The 21,201-nt window shown below is 43.8% G+C and carries 21 protein-coding genes; 8 read left to right on the forward strand and 13 right to left on the reverse strand.

Going from position 1 to position 21,201, the window contains the following annotated elements; translation table 11 throughout:
* Positions 1-19 precede the first annotated feature (19 nt).
* On the reverse strand, positions 20-715 hold the full coding sequence (locus tag GUY17_RS01110) for a pirin family protein (protein ID WP_162022041.1): 696 nt from the start codon (positions 713-715) through the stop codon (positions 20-22).
* A 45-nt stretch (positions 716-760) separates the two neighbouring features.
* The gene (locus GUY17_RS01115; protein WP_101084834.1) at positions 761-1,204 is read right to left on the reverse strand and encodes a DoxX family protein; all 444 of its coding nucleotides are present in this window, start codon (positions 1,202-1,204) and stop codon (positions 761-763) included.
* Between the two features lie 145 nt (positions 1,205-1,349).
* On the opposite strand from GUY17_RS01115, the gene GUY17_RS01120 reads away from it, so the two are divergent.
* Positions 1,350-2,243: a LysR family transcriptional regulator gene (locus tag GUY17_RS01120; protein ID WP_162022042.1), complete on the forward strand. Its 894-nt coding sequence runs from the start codon at positions 1,350-1,352 to the stop codon at positions 2,241-2,243.
* A gap of 123 nt (positions 2,244-2,366) precedes the next feature.
* Here GUY17_RS01120 and GUY17_RS01125 read toward each other — a convergent pair whose 3' ends face one another.
* The gene (locus GUY17_RS01125) at positions 2,367-3,569 is read right to left on the reverse strand and encodes an MFS transporter (protein WP_011635698.1); all 1,203 of its coding nucleotides are present in this window, start codon (positions 3,567-3,569) and stop codon (positions 2,367-2,369) included.
* 192 nt (positions 3,570-3,761) lie between these two features.
* Between GUY17_RS01125 and GUY17_RS01130 the strand changes: the two genes are divergently transcribed.
* From GUY17_RS01130 to GUY17_RS01160, 7 genes are all read left to right on the forward strand, one after another.
* Positions 3,762-4,643, forward strand: a complete 882-nt coding sequence (locus tag GUY17_RS01130) for a LysR family transcriptional regulator (protein WP_162022043.1) — start codon at positions 3,762-3,764, stop codon at positions 4,641-4,643.
* Positions 4,644-4,772: 129 nt separating this feature from the next.
* Positions 4,773-5,579, forward strand: a complete 807-nt coding sequence (gene dkgB / locus GUY17_RS01135) for a 2,5-didehydrogluconate reductase DkgB (protein ID WP_162022044.1) — start codon at positions 4,773-4,775, stop codon at positions 5,577-5,579.
* Positions 5,580-5,816: 237 nt separating this feature from the next.
* Positions 5,817-6,263, forward strand: coding sequence for a MerR family transcriptional regulator (locus GUY17_RS01140; RefSeq protein ID WP_101084838.1), 447 nt, complete (start codon positions 5,817-5,819; stop codon positions 6,261-6,263).
* On the forward strand, positions 6,263-8,503 hold the full coding sequence (locus tag GUY17_RS01145) for a heavy metal translocating P-type ATPase (RefSeq protein ID WP_101084839.1): 2,241 nt from the start codon (positions 6,263-6,265) through the stop codon (positions 8,501-8,503). The genes GUY17_RS01140 and GUY17_RS01145 overlap by 1 nt, the downstream gene beginning before the upstream one ends.
* A gap of 9 nt (positions 8,504-8,512) precedes the next feature.
* Positions 8,513-8,863, forward strand: a complete 351-nt coding sequence (locus tag GUY17_RS01150) for a cupredoxin domain-containing protein (protein WP_162024249.1) — start codon at positions 8,513-8,515, stop codon at positions 8,861-8,863.
* Positions 8,864-9,057: 194 nt separating this feature from the next.
* Positions 9,058-9,555: a DUF2937 family protein gene (locus tag GUY17_RS01155; protein WP_242445071.1), complete on the forward strand. Its 498-nt coding sequence runs from the start codon at positions 9,058-9,060 to the stop codon at positions 9,553-9,555.
* Between the two features lie 49 nt (positions 9,556-9,604).
* On the forward strand, positions 9,605-10,078 hold the full coding sequence (locus tag GUY17_RS01160; protein ID WP_162022045.1) for a peroxiredoxin: 474 nt from the start codon (positions 9,605-9,607) through the stop codon (positions 10,076-10,078).
* Positions 10,079-10,187: 109 nt separating this feature from the next.
* On the opposite strand, the gene GUY17_RS01165 is transcribed toward GUY17_RS01160, so the two are convergent.
* The 10 genes from GUY17_RS01165 to GUY17_RS01210 all read right to left on the reverse strand — a co-directional run bounded on the left by GUY17_RS01165 (position 10,188) and on the right by GUY17_RS01210 (position 20,886).
* Complete coding sequence (locus GUY17_RS01165; protein ID WP_162022046.1) at positions 10,188-12,134, reverse strand: methyl-accepting chemotaxis protein; 1,947 nt, start codon at positions 12,132-12,134, stop codon at positions 10,188-10,190.
* A gap of 118 nt (positions 12,135-12,252) precedes the next feature.
* Positions 12,253-13,593: a two-component system sensor histidine kinase EnvZ gene (envZ, locus tag GUY17_RS01170; RefSeq protein ID WP_101084844.1), complete on the reverse strand. Its 1,341-nt coding sequence runs from the start codon at positions 13,591-13,593 to the stop codon at positions 12,253-12,255.
* A 3-nt stretch (positions 13,594-13,596) separates the two neighbouring features.
* Positions 13,597-14,322, reverse strand: coding sequence for a two-component system response regulator OmpR (ompR, locus tag GUY17_RS01175; RefSeq protein WP_162022047.1), 726 nt, complete (start codon positions 14,320-14,322; stop codon positions 13,597-13,599).
* Positions 14,323-14,439: 117 nt separating this feature from the next.
* Entirely contained in the window at positions 14,440-15,246 is an 807-nt protein-coding gene (locus GUY17_RS01180; RefSeq protein WP_162022048.1) for a hypothetical protein, read from the reverse strand.
* A 221-nt stretch (positions 15,247-15,467) separates the two neighbouring features.
* Positions 15,468-16,373 (reverse strand): heme o synthase, encoded by a 906-nt coding sequence (gene cyoE / locus GUY17_RS01185; protein WP_101084847.1) that lies wholly within the window; start codon positions 16,371-16,373, stop codon positions 15,468-15,470.
* Positions 16,374-16,385: 12 nt separating this feature from the next.
* Positions 16,386-16,715, reverse strand: coding sequence for a cytochrome o ubiquinol oxidase subunit IV (cyoD, locus tag GUY17_RS01190; protein WP_101084848.1), 330 nt, complete (start codon positions 16,713-16,715; stop codon positions 16,386-16,388).
* Positions 16,715-17,338, reverse strand: coding sequence for a cytochrome o ubiquinol oxidase subunit III (gene cyoC / locus GUY17_RS01195; protein WP_162022049.1), 624 nt, complete (start codon positions 17,336-17,338; stop codon positions 16,715-16,717). Before cyoC ends, cyoD begins: the two co-directional genes overlap by 1 nt.
* Complete coding sequence (gene cyoB, locus GUY17_RS01200) at positions 17,338-19,320, reverse strand: cytochrome o ubiquinol oxidase subunit I (RefSeq protein WP_059745905.1); 1,983 nt, start codon at positions 19,318-19,320, stop codon at positions 17,338-17,340. Before cyoB ends, cyoC begins: the two co-directional genes overlap by 1 nt.
* Before the next feature lie 2 nt (positions 19,321-19,322).
* Complete coding sequence (gene cyoA / locus GUY17_RS01205) at positions 19,323-20,372, reverse strand: ubiquinol oxidase subunit II (protein ID WP_162022050.1); 1,050 nt, start codon at positions 20,370-20,372, stop codon at positions 19,323-19,325.
* Positions 20,373-20,553: 181 nt separating this feature from the next.
* Positions 20,554-20,886, reverse strand: coding sequence for a hypothetical protein (locus tag GUY17_RS01210; RefSeq protein WP_254439848.1), 333 nt, complete (start codon positions 20,884-20,886; stop codon positions 20,554-20,556).
* Between the last annotated feature and the right edge of the window lie 315 nt (positions 20,887-21,201).

Raw genomic sequence — 21,201 nt, forward strand, 5'->3', positions numbered from 1 at the left:
AATCATCAACTAACCTCATCTAGGGTAAATCAAAAATCAGTGCAGTTGCTTGAGTGTCCGATGGATTAACTAAGGTCACCGTGGTCATGTCGGTGAGTTTAGCGCCATCACCTATTTTTAGCTGTTGATCTTCAATATTGAGCTCGCCAGCGACTTGATGAACATACACTTTACGGTCAGTCGCAATCTGATAGGTTATTTCAGATTTAGGCGCCAAAATCAGTTGTGACAATGTCGCATTTTGCTTGATTTGCAAGGTTCCGTTTTCACCCGTTGGCGTAGCAATCGTGGTTAGTCCTACTGCTTGACCAAAGTTTTTTTGTTGATATCCTGGTGTATTACCTAAAGCATTTGGCTGGATCCAAATTTGTAAAAACTTCAGTGGCTCTGTGGCGGATGCGTTGTACTCACTGTGAGTAATACCACTGCCAGCAGACATTAATTGGAACTCACCTGCAGGCAACACTTCAACATTGCCTTCACTGTCTTTATGGGCGATAGAGCCTTCAAGTACGTAGCTGATAATTTCCATGTCACGGTGGCCGTGAGTGGCAAATCCGGCACCAGGAGTGACACTGTCGTCATTGATCACTCGCAGTGCTGAAAAGCCCATGTGTTGTGGATCATAGTAGCTGCCAAATGAAAAACTGTGTTTGCTGTCTAACCAACCAAAGTTGGCTATTCCGCGCTCGCTTGCATGACGTAAGGTAATCATAATGTTGTTCCTATCGTTTAATGAATAAGTGATCAGTACGGAAAATTAAGACAGTTTGCTTACAATGGCTTTATCTAGCGCGACTTTGCCTGAACCTGATAGCGCAAGTGACACACTGGCAGCCAATAGTGCTAACGCAAATTCATAACCGTTGTTTGCCATAAATAAACCGTTGCTAATATGTACGCTAGCAATGGCGATAATCATGGTGAATGCTAATACAACCGCTGCTGGACGAGTCAATAAACCCAATAAGATGAACAGTCCGCCAACCAATTCAGCGCTACCGGCTAAGAAAGCCATTAACACGCCGGGCTCAATCCCAATCGATGCCATCCACTGTCCTGTACCTTCAAGGCCATAACCGCCAAACCAACCAAACAGTTTTTGCCCGCCATGAGCCATAAAAATAATCCCAACAGGTAAGCGTAATGCCAAAGTGCTAAAACCTGCAGTAGAGTTCGTGATGCGTTTAACGAGTGCTTTCATGGTATATATCCTCAATAAATTTAAACATTAATTGTTTCTAGTGAGCCTGTCTCACTGGTTGATAAGAAGTATATTGAGACTTGATTGAATAAAAAATCGGAATAAACTGACGTAAAGGTTCAAATTATTTGAATATGGAGAGTTGATGCAAAATCCGATTACTATTGACGCATTACGTGCCCTAGATGCGATTGAACGTAAGGGCAGCTTTGCTGCTGCAGCGGCATCGTTATATCGAGTACCGTCAGCGCTGACTTACACCATCAAAAAACTTGAAGATGATATGGGCACGGCGTTATTTGACCGCACAAAGCAAAAAGCACAACTGACGCCAGCAGGTAAAATTGTGTTAGAGCAAGGGCGGCAGATTTTGTTAGCCACCAATCGGTTGGTTGATTCTGTGCAGCAATTAGAGTCTGGTTGGGAAACTGAAATTCGGCTATCACGCGACACGGTCATCCCCCAGGGGACGTTGTTTCAATTAATTGAACAATTTAATCAGCTAGAACACTCGGTCGACATTAGTGTCGATGTTGAAGCCGTCGGTGGTGGTTGGGATGCATTGCACAGCCGACGCGCCGATATTGTGATTGGTGCGTCTGGTGAGTTACCAAGAGGTGTATTTCAAACCCATAAAATAGGCGAAATTGAATTTGTATTTGCCGTAGCGCCATATCATCCATTGGCGTTTGTTGATGGCGTATTAGAAGCCGACAAACTAACTGACTATGCTTCGGTGGTGGTCGCCGATACATCACAACTTTTACCTACTCGCAGTAGTGGCCTTTTTAAAAGCAAACAAGTGATTAAAGTTAACACCATGGAAACCAAGATAGCAGCACAGTTACAAGGACTAGGTATTGGTTTTGTACCCAGACACATGGTGCAATGCTACTTTGATAGTGGTGAGTTGATTGAAAAAATGTGTTCAATTCCAAGACCGAATCAAAGTTTGTACATTGCTTGGCATAAAGACCATCAAGGCCGTGCATTTGACTGGTTTGTGGAGCATTTACCTAAAGCCGATTGGGGTTTATAACATCTGAATGTGAGCACAATGATAGCGACCAATGTGAGATCGCAGATACGAGCTCACATTGGTGCTTATCGATCCCATCGTGATGTTGAATATCAGCGTTGATGTCGTTGCTTAACTATTCTTTTAACTACTCGCTTGAATACTCACTTGAGCATTCTTGCTAGCGTTAGTTTTCTTGTCTAGTGAGCCACTGAAACGTGTTAATGCTAGGGCAATAACCACAATCACCGCACCAACCCAAGGTGTATGCATTAGGCCAGCGTTAGCCACAATCAGCCCGCCACCCCAAGACCCAAGTGCAATACCGACATTAAAAGCGGCAATATTTAATCCTGAAGCCACATCAACGGCGTCGGGTGTGTACTTCTGTGCAAGGGAAACTACGTAAACTTGTAGCCCAGGTACATTACCAAATGCAAATGCGCCCCAGACCAAAATGGTGATCACAGCGGCAATAGGGTTAACCGCAGTAAAGTTAAATATCACTAATATGGTCGCAAGACCGCTGAAAATAATACTTAACGCTTTAATTGGGCCCATTTTATCGGCCATTTTTCCGCCCCAAATATTACCAATAGCGACCGATACCCCGTACACCAACATGATTAAGCCAATAGATTGAGATTCAAAACCAGACACTTGCTCTAAAATGGGGGCTAAAAAAGTAAAGGCTGTGAATGTGCCGCCGTAACCTAATGCGGTAATGGCATAGACCAGTAATAACCGTGGTTGAGTGAGTACTTTTAATTGCGATGATAATTTTGCCGCGGGTGGCTGAGGTAAATTATTGGGAACCAACAAGCTACTGCCAATCAAGGCTACAAACCCAAGAATTGCGACAGTTAAAAAAGTGGCTTGCCAGCCAAAGGTCTGGCCAATATAGGTGCCCAAAGGGACGCCTGTCACTAAGGCGACGGTTAACCCCGTAAACATAATGGCAATCGCACTGGCGGCTTTTTCTTTGGGTACTAACCCAGTGGCAATGGTTGAGCCAATAGAGAAAAACACTCCGTGGGCTAACCCAGTGATAATGCGTGCAGCGATTAAGGTTTCGTAACCGGGCGCTTGCCAAGCCAATAGATTACCCGCAACAAATAAACTCATTACCGCCAGCAATACGTGTTTGCGATTCCATTTACCGGTTAATGCGGTGAGTACTGGTGCGCCAATGGCGACACCTAATGCGTAAAGACTGACCAATAAGCCAGCCGATGGTAATGATACGTTAAGGTCTTGTGCCATTGTGGGGATTAACCCCACAATGACAAATTCGGTGGTTCCAATAGCAAAGGCGCTAAGCGTCAATGCGAGTAAAGCTAACGGCATAATGTGTTCCTCTTAGGTTGTCGCTAGGATTTACCGTCGCGATAAATGTGTCAGTCAGTTGATGGGCGTCATTATTGATTAGATATATGTTGTTAAAAACAGTATGTTTAGCAAATGACTTTTGCTATAAATGCAATAAACAATGATGTTAGAGCGACTCTTTAGATCGACACAGCACAAGATGAGGTATGCATGCTTACGCGTTCAGATGATTTAGATATATTGCTGATGGTGGTCGACTGCGGCGGGTTTTCTGCAGCGGCCGATGCACTCAATATTCAGGTTGCACGAGTGTCACGCGCGGTAAGTAAAATAGAGCAACAGCTCGGGGTCACCATTCTCAATCGCACCACTCGGCGTGTTGAGTTAACCGATGAAGGCCGCCAATTTGTCGAATCTGTTCGGGGTGGATTACAACAATTACAACGCGCAGAAGATGAACTCGTACGTCGTGGTGAACTACCACAAGGACGTTTGCGTGTGGACGCGGCAAGTCCGTTTGTGTTTCATCAATTAGTGCCTTTGATGAAAGATTTTCGCGCCGCTTATCCAGACATTGAATTAGCATTGACCTCGAACGAGGGCTATGTCGATTTACTTGAAAAGCGTACCGATGTGGCCATTAGAATTGGTAAGTTGGCAGACTCAACCTTGCATGCTCGACCATTAGGAAAAAGTGCCTTACATATTGTTGCCTCCGCTGAGTATTTAGCGCGTAGAGGTGTGCCACAAAAAGTGTCTGATTTGACTTGCCACGAGTTACTTGGGTTTACCGAACCTAAAATATTGAATCACTGGCCGCTAAAAGGTTGCGATGTTATTACCCCTACCATCAGCACCAGCAATGGAGAAACTTTGCGTCAACTAGCACTGGCAGGTAATGGCATTGCGTGTCTTTCAGGTTTTATGATTAATGATGATCTCGTGGCGGGTCGGTTAGTGCCCATACTTCAGTCGGAGAAGTTTACTCACATAGAACGTGAACAAGTGAATGCGGTGTATTACAAATCGTCTATTGTTGCGCGACGTATTTCTGCATTTATTGAGTTTATTCAACCAAGATTAACCTTATAACTAAGGGCTCAATTTAACCGTGTGTAGATATTTGCAGTTTGAGCAAAACAGATTTGCTTGGTTGACGGTTTATTTCTGTTGTTAGTTTGCGCACAGTGTTGGTTCAGATACCGTTTTTAGGAAGACAATATGACCACTATTCCATTGTTAGGCACAGGTACCTTCAGACTTAAAGATCAACTGGCATTTGATTCAGTGTTAATGGCGCTAAAGCAGGGTTCTCGCCACATTGATACCGCTCAGATTTACGCCAATGAGAAACAAGTTGGTGATGCAATTAAAGCATCGGGTATCGCAAGAGCTGATATTTTTCTCACCACTAAGGTGTGGACGGATCGTTTTGCCCACGACAAACTTATTCAAAGCGTGCATGACAGCTTGGCTTTATTGCAAACCGATTATGTGGATTTGTTACTGATACATTGGCCGTTACGCGATGATTCAGTACCTATGCGAGAGTATTTACTGGCATTAAAAGAGGTGCAAGATGCTGGTTTAGCGAAACACATTGGCGTGTCTAATTTCACTATGGCCCAGGTTACACAAGCGATTGAGATTTTAGGTACCGACGCAATATTCACTAATCAGGTTGAAGTACATCCATATTTGCAAAATAACCGACTGGTCGAATTTTGTCAGCAGCACAATATTATGGTGACTGGTTATATGCCATTTGCCTATGGTGCGGTATTAACCGACGACACTATTGTCGCGATTGCGAAGAAACACCAAATGACACCCGCCCAAGCGGTATTAGTGTGGATGCGCCAAAAAGGTTATGTCACTATTCCATCGTCAACTAAGCTGGTAAATGTTCAAGCTAATATTGCCTCATTAGCGTTATCGCTCCCGTCTGTAGACATGGCCGCAATTGATAAGTTAGACCGAAATCATCGTGTGGCGGCGCCTGACTTTAGCCCCGATTGGGATCAATAATTTATCAGCGAATGTGCCAATAGCTTAAGTGCCCACGCAGTTTGCACTCACCATTAGATTATTTATATATCAAGTATCCACGCCGACATGAGTGTTCATATTGGCGTTTTTTATTTTCAGGGTTATTGGCCACTTGACATAGGTGTAAGACATAGGTTTACAATCGTTGCATATACTCAATAGATTTATTTATGTAGATCTTATTATTTAATACAGTCGTTACCCCAAGGAGTGATTATGCAAGTCAGTGAACTCGCAACGTTATTGGGTGTTACCACAGACACAATTCGTTTTTACACCCGAATCGGCCTGCTCGCACCAACAAAATCGCCTAGCAATGGTTATAAATACTATCGTGACAAAGAAGTGTCGCGGATGCGATTTATTATGAGTGCCAGAAACTTAGGTTTTTCGGTGGATGAAATTAAAGTGATTTTTTCCAAAACTGATCACGGTGAAAGCGCTTGTACCATGGTGAAGCAGCTTATTAGCCAAAAGTTGGCCGAAACTGAAATACTGTTTAATGAAACGTTAAAGCTACGTAATAAGCTGACTCAAGCCGTAAGTGAGTGGGAAAATCTGCCAGCATTGGCGCCTACAGGTGCCATGATTTGTCACTTGATTGAGGGATTTGATCCAAACCATGAAACCCCTTGTCAGGTTAGTGATAAGGAGTCTTTGTGATGAATACCCAAACAACAACACAATTATTGATAGAGGGTGCAGGTTGTGCCAGCTGTGTTGGCAAAATTGAGAAAGCCCTTAAAACAGTCGCGCAAGTAGAGCAGGCTGAAATGAACTTTGCTGATCGCAGTGTGATGGTCACCGGAGAGGTTGAAGTCGCTAGTTTGCTTGAGGCCGTTGAAAAAGCCGGTTATCACGCTATTTTGATTAACGATCAAGGTGGTGCAGATGCTATTGATGAGAAAGAACAGGCAGATGCAATATATTATAAAAGCCTAATAAAACACACTATTGTCGCATTGGCAGTGGGTATCCCACTGATGATTTATGGTTTGTTTATTGGTGACATGACCGTTACTAACCCAATACAACAGCTGGTTTGGGGAGCAATTGGTATACTGACCTTAGGGATAATGTTCTTCTCCGGCAAGCATTTTTATACTGGCGCATGGAAATCATTTACTCATCATAGTGCCAATATGGACACCTTAATTGCGCTCGGAACAGGCACTGCGTGGGTTTACTCTATGGTGGTGGTATTTGCACCAGATTTATTGCCAGAAATGGCGCGCCATGTCTATTTTGAAGCAACCGCGATGATCATTGGTTTAATCAATCTTGGACTCGCGTTAGAGGTCAAGGCGCGCGGTAAAACCTCGGCAGCGATTAAGCGCTTAATTGGTTTACAAGCTAAAACGGCTAGAGTGATCCGCAATGGTAAAGCGGTCGATATCGATATTGCCTTGGTGCAATTAAACGATAAAGTCAGTGTTCGACCAGGTGAAAAAATTCCCGTAGATGGTGTGGTCGTTGAGGGGAGTAGTTTTATTGATGAATCGATGTTGACGGGTGAACCTATTCCGGTTGAAAAAAGTGTTAATGATGATGTGGTCGCAGGTACATTAAACAAACTGGGATCACTTACTTTTACCGCCACACGAGTCGGTAAAGATACCGCTTTGGCGCACATTATTACTATGGTTAAACGGGCGCAGAACTCCAAACCGCCAATTGGTCGAATGGCAGATGTTATTTCGAGCTATTTTGTTCCTGCAATGATGATTATTGCCATTATCAGCGCCATGGTATGGCTTAATTTTGGGCCTGAACCCTCTGTGGGATACGCCATAGTGTCGGCGATGACAATTTTAATCATCGCTTGTCCGTGTGCGTTAGGGTTAGCAACACCCATGTCGGTGATGGTGGGTGTAGGTAAAGCCGCTGAATCTGGCGTGCTTATTCGTAATGGTGAAGCTCTGCAAACGGCATCGACTATTACCACCATGATTTTAGATAAAACCGGCACGATTACCGAAGGCGCGCCAAAAATCACCGATATCATCGTGGTCAATGGTCGCGAACAAGAACAAGTATTGCAACTGGCGGCAAGTATTGAGCAACATTCCGAGCATCCACTTGCACAGGCCGTTGTTCAAGCCGCAGCGGATAAGGGATTAACCTTATTCAATGTTGAAAATTTTACTGCTATTGCAGGATTTGGTGTCCAAGCTCAGTATCAATCGACTCAGTTATTATTTGGTAATGAAAAATTAATGCGCGAAAAAGGCATAGTCTTAAGCGATTATCAACAGCAAGCACAAGCGTTGGCAGCAGACGCCAAAACGCCAATGTATTTTGCTATCGACGGTGAACTCGCAGCAGTGATTGCCGTGGCTGACCCGATTAAAGCAGACTCTGTTGCCGCCATCGCAAGGCTTAAAAGCAGTGGCATTAAGGTCATTATGCTTACCGGAGATAACCACGCGACAGCCGCAGCTGTGGCTGCCAAAGTGGGTGTCGATGACTTTTTTGCCGACGTATTACCGCAAGATAAAGCCAATAAAGTGGCCGAATTACAAGCATTAGGTGAGGTGGTTGGCATGACTGGTGATGGCATTAATGATGCACCTGCGTTGGCGCTAGCCAATGTCGGCTTTGCTATTGGCACCGGAACCGACGTCGCGATTGAAAGTGCCGACATAACGCTAATGCGAGGATCGCTACACGGTTTGGCAGATGCCATCGCGGTGAGTAAGGCGACTTTAGGCAATATTAGACAAAACCTAGTCGGCGCGTTTATTTACAATATGGCGGGTATACCGCTTGCTGCTGGGGTGTTATTTCCGGTGTTTGGCGTATTACTTAACCCTGTGGTTGCTGGTGCTGCGATGGCATTTTCATCATTAACAGTGGTGAGCAACGCCAATCGTTTGCGCTTTTTTAGCCCTCAACAACACTAGGAGTGAATGATGCTATTAATTAATTTATTTTGTGTGGCATTAATTGCCATTATCGTTTGGTGGTTTTGGTTGTATAAACCCAAAGCGACCACTCATCAAGCAAGTAACGCTATTGTGGTTAAAGACGGGGTTTACTCCCCAGCAAGGATAACTGTGCCGGCCAATACCGCGACGCAATTAACCTTTTTACGCCAAGACAAAGCAGGGTGTTCGGCCAGTTTGTTATTTCCAGACTTAGACATTAGCGAAGAGCTACCACTGGATAAATCTGTGGTAATTTCGCTGCCAGCATTAGCCAAAGGTGAGTATCCGTTTCATTGCCAAATGCAGATGTATAAAGGGGTATTACTGGTTGAGTAAACCTAGATAGTAGCCATGCTAAGCAGGTATCACTCTCACCTTGATGCTTGTCGCTGGGCACATAAACTTTCAAAAAAGCCACACAATTACGTAAGTTAACATCTGTTTATTCAAGATGCTTACTTGCGTAATTGGTGATATTCTGAGGATTCATTTACAACTGATTTTTCGATGACATCATGATACGACGTTTAATGGATTACTTTCGCTTAGTGTTGTTTATTTGTGGTGTCTTGATTGGTATTCAAGTCCCTGCTTTTGTCGAACAATACGGCCAACGACTCGAAGCTCATCAGCTTGAAGCTAAACTCAGTTTGGCAGAATTTCAACGTGATGCAGACCGTTTTTTTGCTGGAGACATCAGTAAACTTATCCTTCACTATCAACAAAATAACGATCCGGTGTTTAGTGCCGGTGGTGAAAGTATTGAGTCAATATACCAACGTTATACATCACTCACCGAAGCGTTGAGTCGTTTTCATCAACACAGTTATAGTCCTTATCAGCAAATAGCATTAGCCCCACAAAAAGACATTCAAGCTGAGGTCTGGCAGGCTTATAGCCATGTGATTTTATTGAAACCAGAGGCGATTGCCATTGGGTTGCTGCTAGGGTTATTGATCTCGATATTGTGTGAATCAGTATTATCTATTTTGTATTTGGGTTGTCGTAGGGTATTTTCCCCAAGGTAACCTTTCTGTTTAACAAGGGTTAATAGCCTCTAATAATCAAGGAAATATTATGATCGCTACAGGACAATCTTTACCAAAAGCTACCTTAAGCCAACTGACAAAAGACGGCATGGTTAATCACGATGTTACTGAGCTTTTCGCCGGTAAAAAAGTGGTATTGTTTGCTGTACCAGGTGCATTTACACCAACCTGTTCAGAAGCTCATTTGCCAGGTTTTGTTGTACTTGCAGACGAGTTTAAAGCTAAAGGTGTTGACCTTATTGCTTGTGTTGCAGTTAATGATGCATTCGTAATGAAAGCATGGGGTGAAGCCCAAAATGCTTCTGAATTAATGATGCTAGCCGACGGTGATGCAAGCTTTGCTAAAGGGTTAGGCTTAGAAATGGATACCGCCGGTTTTGGTGGCGTTCGTTCACAGCGTTATGCGATGGTGATCGACAATGGCGTGGTGACTTTACTGAATGTTGAGGAAGGTAAGTCATTTGAAGTCAGCACTGCTGAAGCAGTAATGGCTGCACTGTAATCTATATTATGTCTCAGTAATAGAGACTTAACAGTACAGTAAAATGGGCGCCAATATGGCGCCCATTTTTATGATTAAAACAGCGATACCGCAAATTTGTCAGTATTGATTATCCGCGGATGCCTAAGTGTTGTTCAATATTATCGACACTGTTACTGACCTCAAGCGCAATCGTTTCACTTTGTTCAAACGCATCTTTAGCATGCAGCATTAGGCTATCCATCGCGATGACAAATTCATCAAGATGCCCCACCTGTTGCTTAGCATGTTCACTCCCTTGGCTCGCACTGCTCGCCATCTCTTGAGCTTGCTGTTGTACTTGCAACGCAACATCTAACAAACTCTGGGCTCGACCTTTCTGCTGTGCAGATGCTTCGCTGATGTCGTTTACGCTGTGGCTAAGTGCTGTGTTAGAGCGGGTTAGTTGCTCGAAAATAGCCATTATGTCTTTTAATGATTGTTGAGTCCGTTGCGATAAACTGCGCACTTCATCGGCCACCACCGCAAAACCACGACCTTGCTCACCTGCACGAGCGGCTTCAATGGCGGCATTTAAGGCCAATAAGTTAGTTTGGTCGGCGATATTACTAATAACATCCACAATTTTAGCCGCGTCGTTAACTGATGTACTGAGTTGGGTTAGTGAGTGGTTACATTGATTGACCTTGGTTAACGTATGATCGGTCGCATCTAACACCGCTTGGGCTTCTTTTTGGCTTGCTTGCATATCATGCATGGTTTGTTCTGCACTGGCAGTTACTAAACTAGACGACCGGTTTACTTCATTTGCAAGAGTAATTAAATCAGCGGTTTGTGATTGCGTTTGTTGTACCACATGTTGCGTTTGTTGCGTGCTAGTTGATAAGAAACCAATTTTGGCGACTAGCTCACTCAATGAGTTAGACACCTGTGCCATATTACTTTTTTGTTGTTCGTCATCTTGTTCAAATCGCTGTAAAAGGCGATTAAAGTGTGCCGCAATTTGGCCTGTTTCGCATTGGCTGGTCACGGGTAATGGTTCACGTTGATTCGATTCGCTTAACATTGAAAAAGCATGATTTAAACGTTTAAGTGGGCTAACGACTCGACGTTGTTGTAATACTAAATAACCAATAGAAAACAATGCTATCAATGTCACCATGGTGTATAGCAGCCACTGTAAACGGATTTTAAGTTGTTCATCGGTTACGGCTTGCGTGTCGGCTAGTGTCACCAGTTGTTGTTCCACTAGGCTGGTGGCGTTTATTAGCGCTGCTTGTACCTGTTGATTATCGCTGAGCATTTGCTTGGTATTACTCACTTCTTTGCTATAGCGTTGGGTCAAACTGAGTAATTCTGCCCGTGGGGTTTCACCGGTTTCAATACGTTCCGGTTCGTCATCACCTAAGGCGAATTCATCCACTTCTTCGGTGCGATAAATACCCAGCAAAGATAGCTTCTCCAAATCGTCATGCCATGTATTGAGGGCCTTTATTGAAAAATTAAGACTATTACTGACTCCGGTATCTTGATCAATCAATAAGGCCTGAGTCTGCTGTGATAATTGATAAACTAAGCTGGGTAACTTAAGGCTAAGCGTAAGATATTGCTGCGCGGTATTTGAGTCATTTGGAGCTGATTGGGCATAGCGATGTAAACTACCGCTGTAATCGAGCATTTCTGATTCAGCAAAAGCCAGTAGTTGGCGTGGGTTACCGGCCAGTTTTCCTGCTGCACGGTATTTAGTGTCTAAGTCGCCAATTAATTGAGTCATTAAGGTGGTCAGTGAAGCACTATCAAGCTGTGGGTGAGCAGAATGTAACTGGGTAATATTGACGGTTATGCGGGTTATATCACTACGGGCTTGTTCGAGATAATTGCTTTGCCCTGTTTGTAAGTAGCTATCAATATTCCGGCGAACATCATATTGAAAGGTATGTTGAATATGTTGTAAATCGAGGTTTAATTTTTCACTCGTTTGTCGTTGTTGGTTACTCCATAACACAGTGGCAGCGAGTAATGCCGCAAGCACTAATAATAAGGCGGATGCACTAAGGGATAGGGTTGATATCTTCATAGGTAAATGAGTTCACATAAATGCCAATATGTGTATTTTATGGCACTAATGTTACAGTCTTTCGTGACTTCACTTTATCTATGAGTTGAGTCATGTGGGTGGTGAAATATGGCCGTTGTTAGTTGTAGAGGTTTTTGTCGATTAACGGCAGCCACACTTGCGCTTTTAAGCCACCTTGAGGGCGATTAGACAGTTTAACTTTGCCGTGATGACGGTCGATAATGCGTTTAATAATCGCCAGTCCTAGGCCTGAACCAACACTGCCACGTGCGGTATCGCCTTGAGTAAAGGGTTGAAAGAGCTGTTCAACTTGGTCTTCATTAATACCAGGGCCATTGTCTTCTACACTAAAGCACAAGTATTGACCTTGATTATATGAGCTGATTTTTATCCACCCGTTACCATAGCGGAATGCGTTTTCGACTAAGTTACTTAATACGCGTTTTATCGCCACACTATTGATGGCTATTTCGGGACAGTCAGCCAGAGATAACTCAATGGTGCCTTCGCGGTGTGACTCTTGTTGGCTGATTTCTTGGATCAAACGATTAATTTGGTCGGGTTCACGTATGCCTTCTTGGTCGTTACGAATATAAGCAATAAATTGATTAATAATCGCATCCATGTCTTCAATATCAGTGACAATGCCTTCTTTCAAATATTGGTCGTCTTCTACCATCATTTCTGACGCTAAGCGTATGCGAGTCAATGGCGTGCGTAGATCATGTGAAATCCCTGCCATTAGCAAGGCGCGGTCTTGCTCAAGCTGCTTCATGCTATTGGCCATTTGGTTAAAGGCATGAGTAACTTCAACAATTTCGGTTGAACCAATCAATGGTAACGTCGGAGGGAAATCGCCTTTAGACACGGTTACTGCCGCTTTTTGTAAGCGTTTAAGCGGACGATTTTGTCTGCGGGCAAACAGCCAGCCACCGGCGACACTGAGCCCGCCAATCACCAGTAAATATAATGTTAGTGGAGACAGGTCTGATTCATTAATACCTGTGAGCGGCACTTTAATCCATAAAGAAGGGGCTTGTGGCGGTTTTATCCACACATCGAGCTTTTCACCTTGCGAAAAACGCACTTCAGCTTCGCCGCCAAGATAAACCGACATTTGTTCTGACAAGAAACTGTAATAAGTGGCTTGGCCGAGTCCGGCTTCTTGCGCTTGTTTTTGGTTATAAACGGTCATGCCATCGTCACGCACTTTGGCGTTTAGGGCATCCACCATGGTGAGATGTTCACGGCCAACATCAACCCCATCAACAAATAGTATATTGATTTGGCGGGCAATCAGTTGGTTAATTTGCTCATAACTGGGCTTGATAAAGTAAACGGCGACAGACCAATATGACACTAATTGATTGATCAACAGTAAGCTGCCGATCAGTAATACTGTCTGACTAAAAGCGCTTCTGGGCAAGAAGCGTTGCCACCATTTTAACTTGAGTTTCATGGATTACTTACGCGTGGTGCCGTCGGGTACAAATACATAACCTAAACCCCAAACCGTTTGAATATAACGTGGGTTAGCGGCATCTTTTTCAATTAAACGGCGTAGACGTGACACCTGAACATCGATTGAACGCTCAAGGGCAGAGTAGTCACGGCCACGGGCCAGGTTCATTAATTTGTCACGTGATAGTGGCTCTCGAGGATGGTTTACCAGCACTTTAAGTACGGCAAATTCACCACTGGTAAGTGCAATACTTTCATCGCCATGAAACATTTCACGAGTGGCTAAATTTAGCGAAAACTCGCCAAACTCAATCATTTCTTCTTGCTGAGCTGGTGCGCCTGGTACTTCAACAATTTGACGACGCATAACCGCTTTAATACGTGCTAATAATTCACGTGGATTAAACGGTTTAGGTAAATAGTCATCAGCGCCTAGCTCTAGGCCAATAATACGATCAACTTCATCGCCTTTAGCGGTTAGCATCACAATCGGGATAGGGTTCTCTTGCTGACGTAAACGGCGACAAATCGACAAACCATCTTCACCGGGTAGCATGAGGTCGAGCACCAGTAGATGAAAGTTTTCGCGCTCTAGTAATCTATCCATTTGTTCAGCATTGGCAGCGCTGCGAACTTGGAAGCCTTGCTCAATTAAGTAACGTTCTAATAATGCACGTAATCTCATGTCATCATCGACAACGAGAATCTTAGAGGTTTCTTGGCCCATGACATATCCTTTTAACGCTAAATTGATACCAGCAATGACTCAGTATGAAGTGTAATCGCTTGAATTTGAATAGCTGATTGTGGCAGAAATTGTAACTAAATAGCTGTAAATGTTTGTTTATCGCTTAAATAGCAACAAATGGTCAGTTAAATTACCAGTATCTACGCTAAATGATAATGCCAATTGCTGTTTGTTCGGCTGATAAACCATGTTGGGACTAGTACTGGGTAAGTTAGATGTGTGTTGGGGATGGTTATTAAAAACGGGCTCAAAGGTTAGCTGATTTTGGTGTAATTCAAACCGTCCCCATTGTAAGTGAGTGACGTGCTCATTGGCTTGTGGGTCTTGGTGTAGGTTAATGTTCACCATGGCGTAATAGCCATTGTCGAGCAGTACCAAGCTACTCAGCGCTGGGGTAGACAATTGATGCCATACACCATAGACCGATTGGTTTGGGGTGAAGCCATACTGATGTTGCTCATCCGCAATGCTATCGGCATTGGTATCTATGGTTAAGGCGAGTTGTAACGACTGTGATGTCAGCGTCATGTTTAATTGCGGATACTCGAATTGATATGCGGCTAATCCTTGTTGGGCATTATTGCTGTAGCTAGGGATAAAGTTAGCAGTTGTTGATTGCAGATCCAAGCGTCCCCATTCTGCAACGCTATTTTGTGGCGCGCTTAAGTTAAGTTCTAGGTGTAAGTAGCTGCGATTATGATTTAACTGCAACAAGGTAATACGTTCAGGGGTGTTGATTACCCAATCACCAAATACGTTGTTTTTTGCTTCTTGGATCGTCGGTTTCTCGCTAGCTTGCAGTGGGTTTGCCAACAGTAAACAGCCGGTCAGCAGGAAGGGAATGAGGCTTATTGAGCTAAGCGACGGGATGTCGGGTTTGTTGCCTGTTAACACGGTAAACATAAGATCCCTTTATGTTTGATGATGCGGTTAAAAACGAAAAATAGAATTGCATGCGGTAATTTTAATCAGTCTTAAACCTTAGTCTTTAATGCGGATTTATCAAATAAAAAAGCCCGCAGCATAATGCCACGGGCTTGAAGCCTTGATTGAGTTTAGCCTTTTATTGAACTTAGCCTTTTACTGAGCTTAGTCACTTATGGCACCAATGTAAGTAAAGGCGCTTAGGTTACTACTTGAAAGTCCAATGCCATGGTCACGCTTAATGCGGTAATGGTAATAATGGAAAATCCAAATACTTGTCTAGCCCAAGACTGCAAATTGATGCCGCGACGATAACCTTTTAACGCCATCGCTAGCCACCATAAACTGGTGGCAAAGGTCACGGCCATAAAGGCAATACCTGTGTAACCCGCCAGCGGTAATAGTGCGCTAACCAATGCAAAAACAGCAATGTACAACACGATATGCAACTTAGCTTTAGCCATGCCTTGGGCAACCGGTAATACCGGAATATTAGCAGCGGCGTAGTCGTCAAAGCGAAAAATCGCAATCGCATAAGAGTGGGGCATTTGCCATAGGCTAAACATCAGCAGCAAAATAATTGCGCCCATGTCCATTTGCCCGGTGACCGCACAATAGCCAACGACCGGTGGCACGGCACCCGAAAAACTGCCTACTAGGGTGCCGTAAACCGAGTTGCGTTTCATGTACAGGCTGTACACCCCGACATAAACCACATAGCCAATGGCGGCAAATAACACCGCTAAGCTATTAGTGAATATCGCCAGCATGGTAAAGCCTACAACACCCAAACCAATACCAAAGCTCAATACCGCTTGTACTGATATTTCACCGGTAACGGTAACTCGGTTTCGAGTACGCTTCATCTTGGCGTCGATGTCGCGATCAATGCAGTTATTGATTGCGCAACCCGACGCTACCACCAAAGATAAACCTATCATGGTGGCAAACATCAAGGTCATATCAACATTGCCTTGAGCCGCGAGTAAAAAGCCGCCTGCGACAGAAATTAAATTGCCCATGATGATGCCTGGTTTGGTTACCTGAACATATCCTCGTAAGCGTGAGGTTAATTGTGCTGACATAGATTGACCTTGATTATTCATGATAGCTGTCGGTTACATCATCAATTCATTGGCTGCGTAGATAATCCACACAGACAAACCCACAACCATGACAATAATCAAGGCCGTGAATAAGAACGAGAATGTATTGATTCTGCCTTCTTTAGAAAAATCTAAATGGAGGAAGTATTTCAAGTGCACCACGATTTGCACGATAGCCGCAGCGACGACAATCCATAAGGTGGTGTCATGATCAAAGCTGTGAGTCATTACCGACCAAAATGGAATACCGGTTAAGATCACTGATAATACAAAGCCGACTAAATATGACTTAACGCTAGCGCCAAAGTCGCCCTCGGCATGACTTGAATGTGCATTGCTCATCACAAGACTCCTAACAAATAAACAACGGTAAACACACACACCCACACGATGTCTAAGAAATGCCAAAACAAACTTAAGCAACTCAAGCGGGTGATGCTGCGATTATTTAAACCGCACTTGACGACTTCGACCATCATGATCAGCATCCAAATTAAGCCCGCGGTAACATGCAAGCCATGCATGCCGACTAAGGCGAAAAATGCTGATAAAAAGGCGCTGCGATCTGGACCATTGCCATGTTCAATCAGGTGATGGAACTCGTACACTTCCATGGCGATAAACACACAACCCAAAGCGAAGGTGATTAATAACCACCCTAAAGTCGCCGCTTTCTTTTGGTGTCTCGCACAAATCATGGCAAAGCCATAAGTAATACTACTGACAAGTAATGCGGCGGTTTCGATAAGGACGAAGTCTAATTCGAAAATATCTTTACCCGACACTCCACCATCGGTGTTCATGAATAACACGGCATAAGTGGCAAAAACGGATGCGAACAAAATACAGTCGGTCATTAGATAAATCCAAAAACCGAACAAGGTGTTACCACTAGTGTCATGATGATCATCATGGTGATCTGCAGCGTGAGCCACGTGTAAATCTGCTTGAATAGCAATACTCATTATCGGCCCCTTGCTACGTTATCTAAGTGTGCATTTTCAATCCGTGCGACTTCATCTGGCTGCACGAAATAGTCAACGTCATTGTCGTAAGCGCGCAGTAAAAACAACACAAACGTACCGGCAAACCCGACAATGGCTAACCACCAAATATGCCAAATAGCAGCAAACCCCATGGCCGTAATACACGCGGCCATAGCAATACCGCTGGCAGTATTTTTAGGCATATGAATAGGCTGGTATGTTTCACGACGTCTGTAGGCAGTGCCTTTTTCTTTCATGTCGGTGAACGCATCAATGTCTGTTACTGGATCTAACTGGGCAAAGTTATAGAACTGTGGTGGTGAAGATGTTGACCACTCAAGCGTGTGGCCGTTCCATGGATCGCCTGTGGTATCTAAGTTTTGCTCACGGTCACGGAAGCTGACATACAATTGTACAAACTGTAAAATAATACCCACAAGAATGATAAATGCGCCGACTACGGCAAAGTAAAGCCAGAAGTTCCACGCTGGGTTATCTGTGTGGTTAATACGACGAGTCATGCCCATAAAACCAAGTACGTACAACGGCATAAAGGCCACATAGAAGCCAATTTGCCAGCACCAAAATGATGCCTTACCTAAGCGTTCATTGAGTGTGAAACCCATCGCTTTAGGGAACCAGTAAGCAAAACCAGCCATGTAACCAAATACCGCACCACCAATAATGGTGTTATGGAAATGGGCGATTAAAAACAAGCTGTTATGCAGTACGTAATCGGCACCAGGTAATGCTAACAATACCCCGGTCATGCCGCCGATGGTGAAGGTCACCATAAAGCCTAAAGACCACAATACTGGCACGGTAAAACGTAAACGGCCGCGATAAATGGTAAATAGCCAGTTAAACAGTTTTACCCCGGTCGGCACCGCAATTACCATGGTCATTACGCCGAAGAAGGCGTTAACGTTAGCGCTTGAACCCATGGTAAAGAAATGGTGTAACCACACAATAAAACCAAGCACCGAAATCGCACCGGTTGCCCACACCATTGAGGTGTAACCAAATAAACGCTTTGAGGTAAAGGTTGAAAACACTTCAGAGAAAATACCGAAAGCCGGTAATACCAAAATGTATACTTCAGGATGACCCCAAGCCCAAAACAGGTTGATGTACATCATGGCGTTACCGCCACCATCATTGGTAAAGAAGTGGAAATCTAAATAACGATCTAAGGTCAACATGCCTAAAACAGCGGTTAAAATTGGGAACGATGCAACGATTAACACGTTAGCCCAAGTACAGGCCCAAGTGAAAATAGGCATTTGCATTAGCTTCATGCCAGGTGCACGCATTTTTAACACGGTGGCGATAAAGTTCACCCCAGTTAAGGTTGTCCCGATACCGGATATCTGCAAGGCCCAGATATAATAATCAACCCCCACCCCCGGACTGTATGCCAGCTCAGACAATGGCGGATAAGCTACCCAACCGGTTTTAGCAAACTCACCGAGTCCTAGCGATATGTTAATTAACACCGCGCCAGAGGTCGTTAGCCAAAAACTTAAGTTGTTTAAGAATGGGAACGCCACATCGCGGGCACCAATCTGTAATGGCACGACCAAGTTCATTAAACCAATCATAAATGGCATTGCCATAAAGATAATCATGATCACGCCGTGGGCTGTGAAGATTTGGTCGTAATGTTCTGGTGGTAAATAGCCCGCAGCGCCGTTAGTGGCAAGTGCTTGCTGAGTTCGCATCATAATCGCGTCAGAAAAACCACGGACCAGCATTACCATCGCTAATACGATATACATAATACCGAGTTTTTTGTGGTCAACCGAGGTTAACCAGTCGTGCCAAAGCACGCCCCATTTTTGATGTTTAGTAATTAAGGCCGCAATGATGACACCAATAATGGCGACAGCCGCTAGGGTCACCATAATAATGGGTTCGTGATACGGAATAGACTCGAGTGTTAATTTTCCAAGAAATGACATGATTACTCCGCCTCCCCAGATGCAGTCGAAGAATGCTCTGTGGTTGAGTGTGTAGAGGATGAAAGTCCAGAATGTTGTTCAGCGTCCATGTCTTTCATATGCTGCATATCTTTCATATGTTCGGTATGTTCCATACCAGACATTGATTTCATGTTGCCCATGTCATGCATACCTTCCATGCCTTCCATACTGTCCATTGGTTTCATATTCGAGTCAGGGTGCATGTATTGCATAACAATGTGGTTAAACATGCCTTTTTGCACTGACCCATAATATTGAACAGGATTATTTTCGCTCTTTTGAGCTAGTTGCTCATATTGCTCAACATCCAAGGTATTCCCTTGTTGTTTTATCTTGGCAACCCACGCATCAAAATCGCCGGCTGTTGCAGTCGCAATGGCATTAAACTTCATGCCCGCAAAACCAGCGCCACTGTAGTTAGCTGAAATACCTTTAAAAGTACCAGGCTCGTTTGCGATAAGGTGTAACTTGGTCGCCATGCCAGCCATTGAGTAGATTTGACTGCCTAACTGCGGAATGAAAAATGAATTCATTGCCGTGTCTGAAGTGATTTTGAAGTTAACCGGCACGTTCGCAGGGAAGGCCAATTCGTTAACCGAAGCAATACCATATTCTGGATAAATAAATAACCATTTCCAATCCAGTGACACCACTTCAACTTTTACCGGTTTAGCATCATGAACAAGCGGTTTATAGGGGTCTAAGTCATGGGTCGAATTCCAAGTGATAACACCAAGAATGATCACGATAACAATTGGTACAACCCACACCACAATTTCAATGGCGGTTGAGTGCGCCCATTTAGGTGCATAAATTTCTTCATCGCGGCCATCACGGTATTTCCAGGCAAAATACAAGGTCATGAAAATCACCGGAATAACCACAATCAGCATCAGTAATGTCGCCACAATAATGAGGTTTTTCTCATCTATGCCGATTTGACCTTTGGGATCCAGTACGCCGCCTTCACAACCGGCAAGCATAAATGCTAATGCCGCCAGCATTGGTTTACTTAAATTTCGAATTAACAAAGGAAGATTCCTCTCACCTTAAAAGCTTACTACGCTACCAATTGGGGGATCGGCAGTTGCAGAATAATCATCGAATGCAAATAACTGCACCAAAGGACTCGCTCAAATCAATTAACAGTGATTTTGGCATACGTCTTAAGGCAATATAGATTTTGCGAATGATGTATTTAAATTAAAATATTTAAGCTTGTAGAGGAGGGGCGCGGCAACCATGTGCCGTGTATTCAAGGGATTTAGGGGTAACAGCAGATAAAGCACTTAGCGCGTAGCTAAGAGCAAGAAGATTACAAAATGTAGAATTGAGATTGAATAAACGCCAAAATTGCTCGATCACCAATGGGTTTAATATTAGTAGGCCCAGAAAGCTAGCGCCCATAACTTCAGCTAGTAAAGTGTCAACAACGGCAATAAATTCACTGATATCGACGACATGCCCCATCGACATAGATAATGAATCAGCTAAGGGTTGCAGCAACAGTAACCCGAAACACAACGTTAAATGTGCTTTACTCAATTTAGACAGCCTTGCGATGCGATTAAGCGGCTTAGCTAGGTATTGGCAAAGAGTTAGATTCAAGAAACGATTCCAAACGAGCTCAAAGGAGTGGGTAGTTGAATCAATAGATCCAGCTGACGATTTTCATTGGCAGGAGAATAACAAGAAGGCGCTATTGATTGAAAGTAAATCAGAGTAGTAAAACAGCGGAATTATTAAATAAACTTGAATTCGAACAATATCTATACTGTTTATTTACATGTTTAACTGTTTTGTTACTTGTCGATAGCTCAAAAATCACAAATCTGTGATCCATACACCTAATATAGATGG

It is taken from the genome of Shewanella sp. Arc9-LZ (assembly GCF_010092445.1).
In the GTDB taxonomy this organism is placed as follows: domain Bacteria; phylum Pseudomonadota; class Gammaproteobacteria; order Enterobacterales; family Shewanellaceae; genus Shewanella.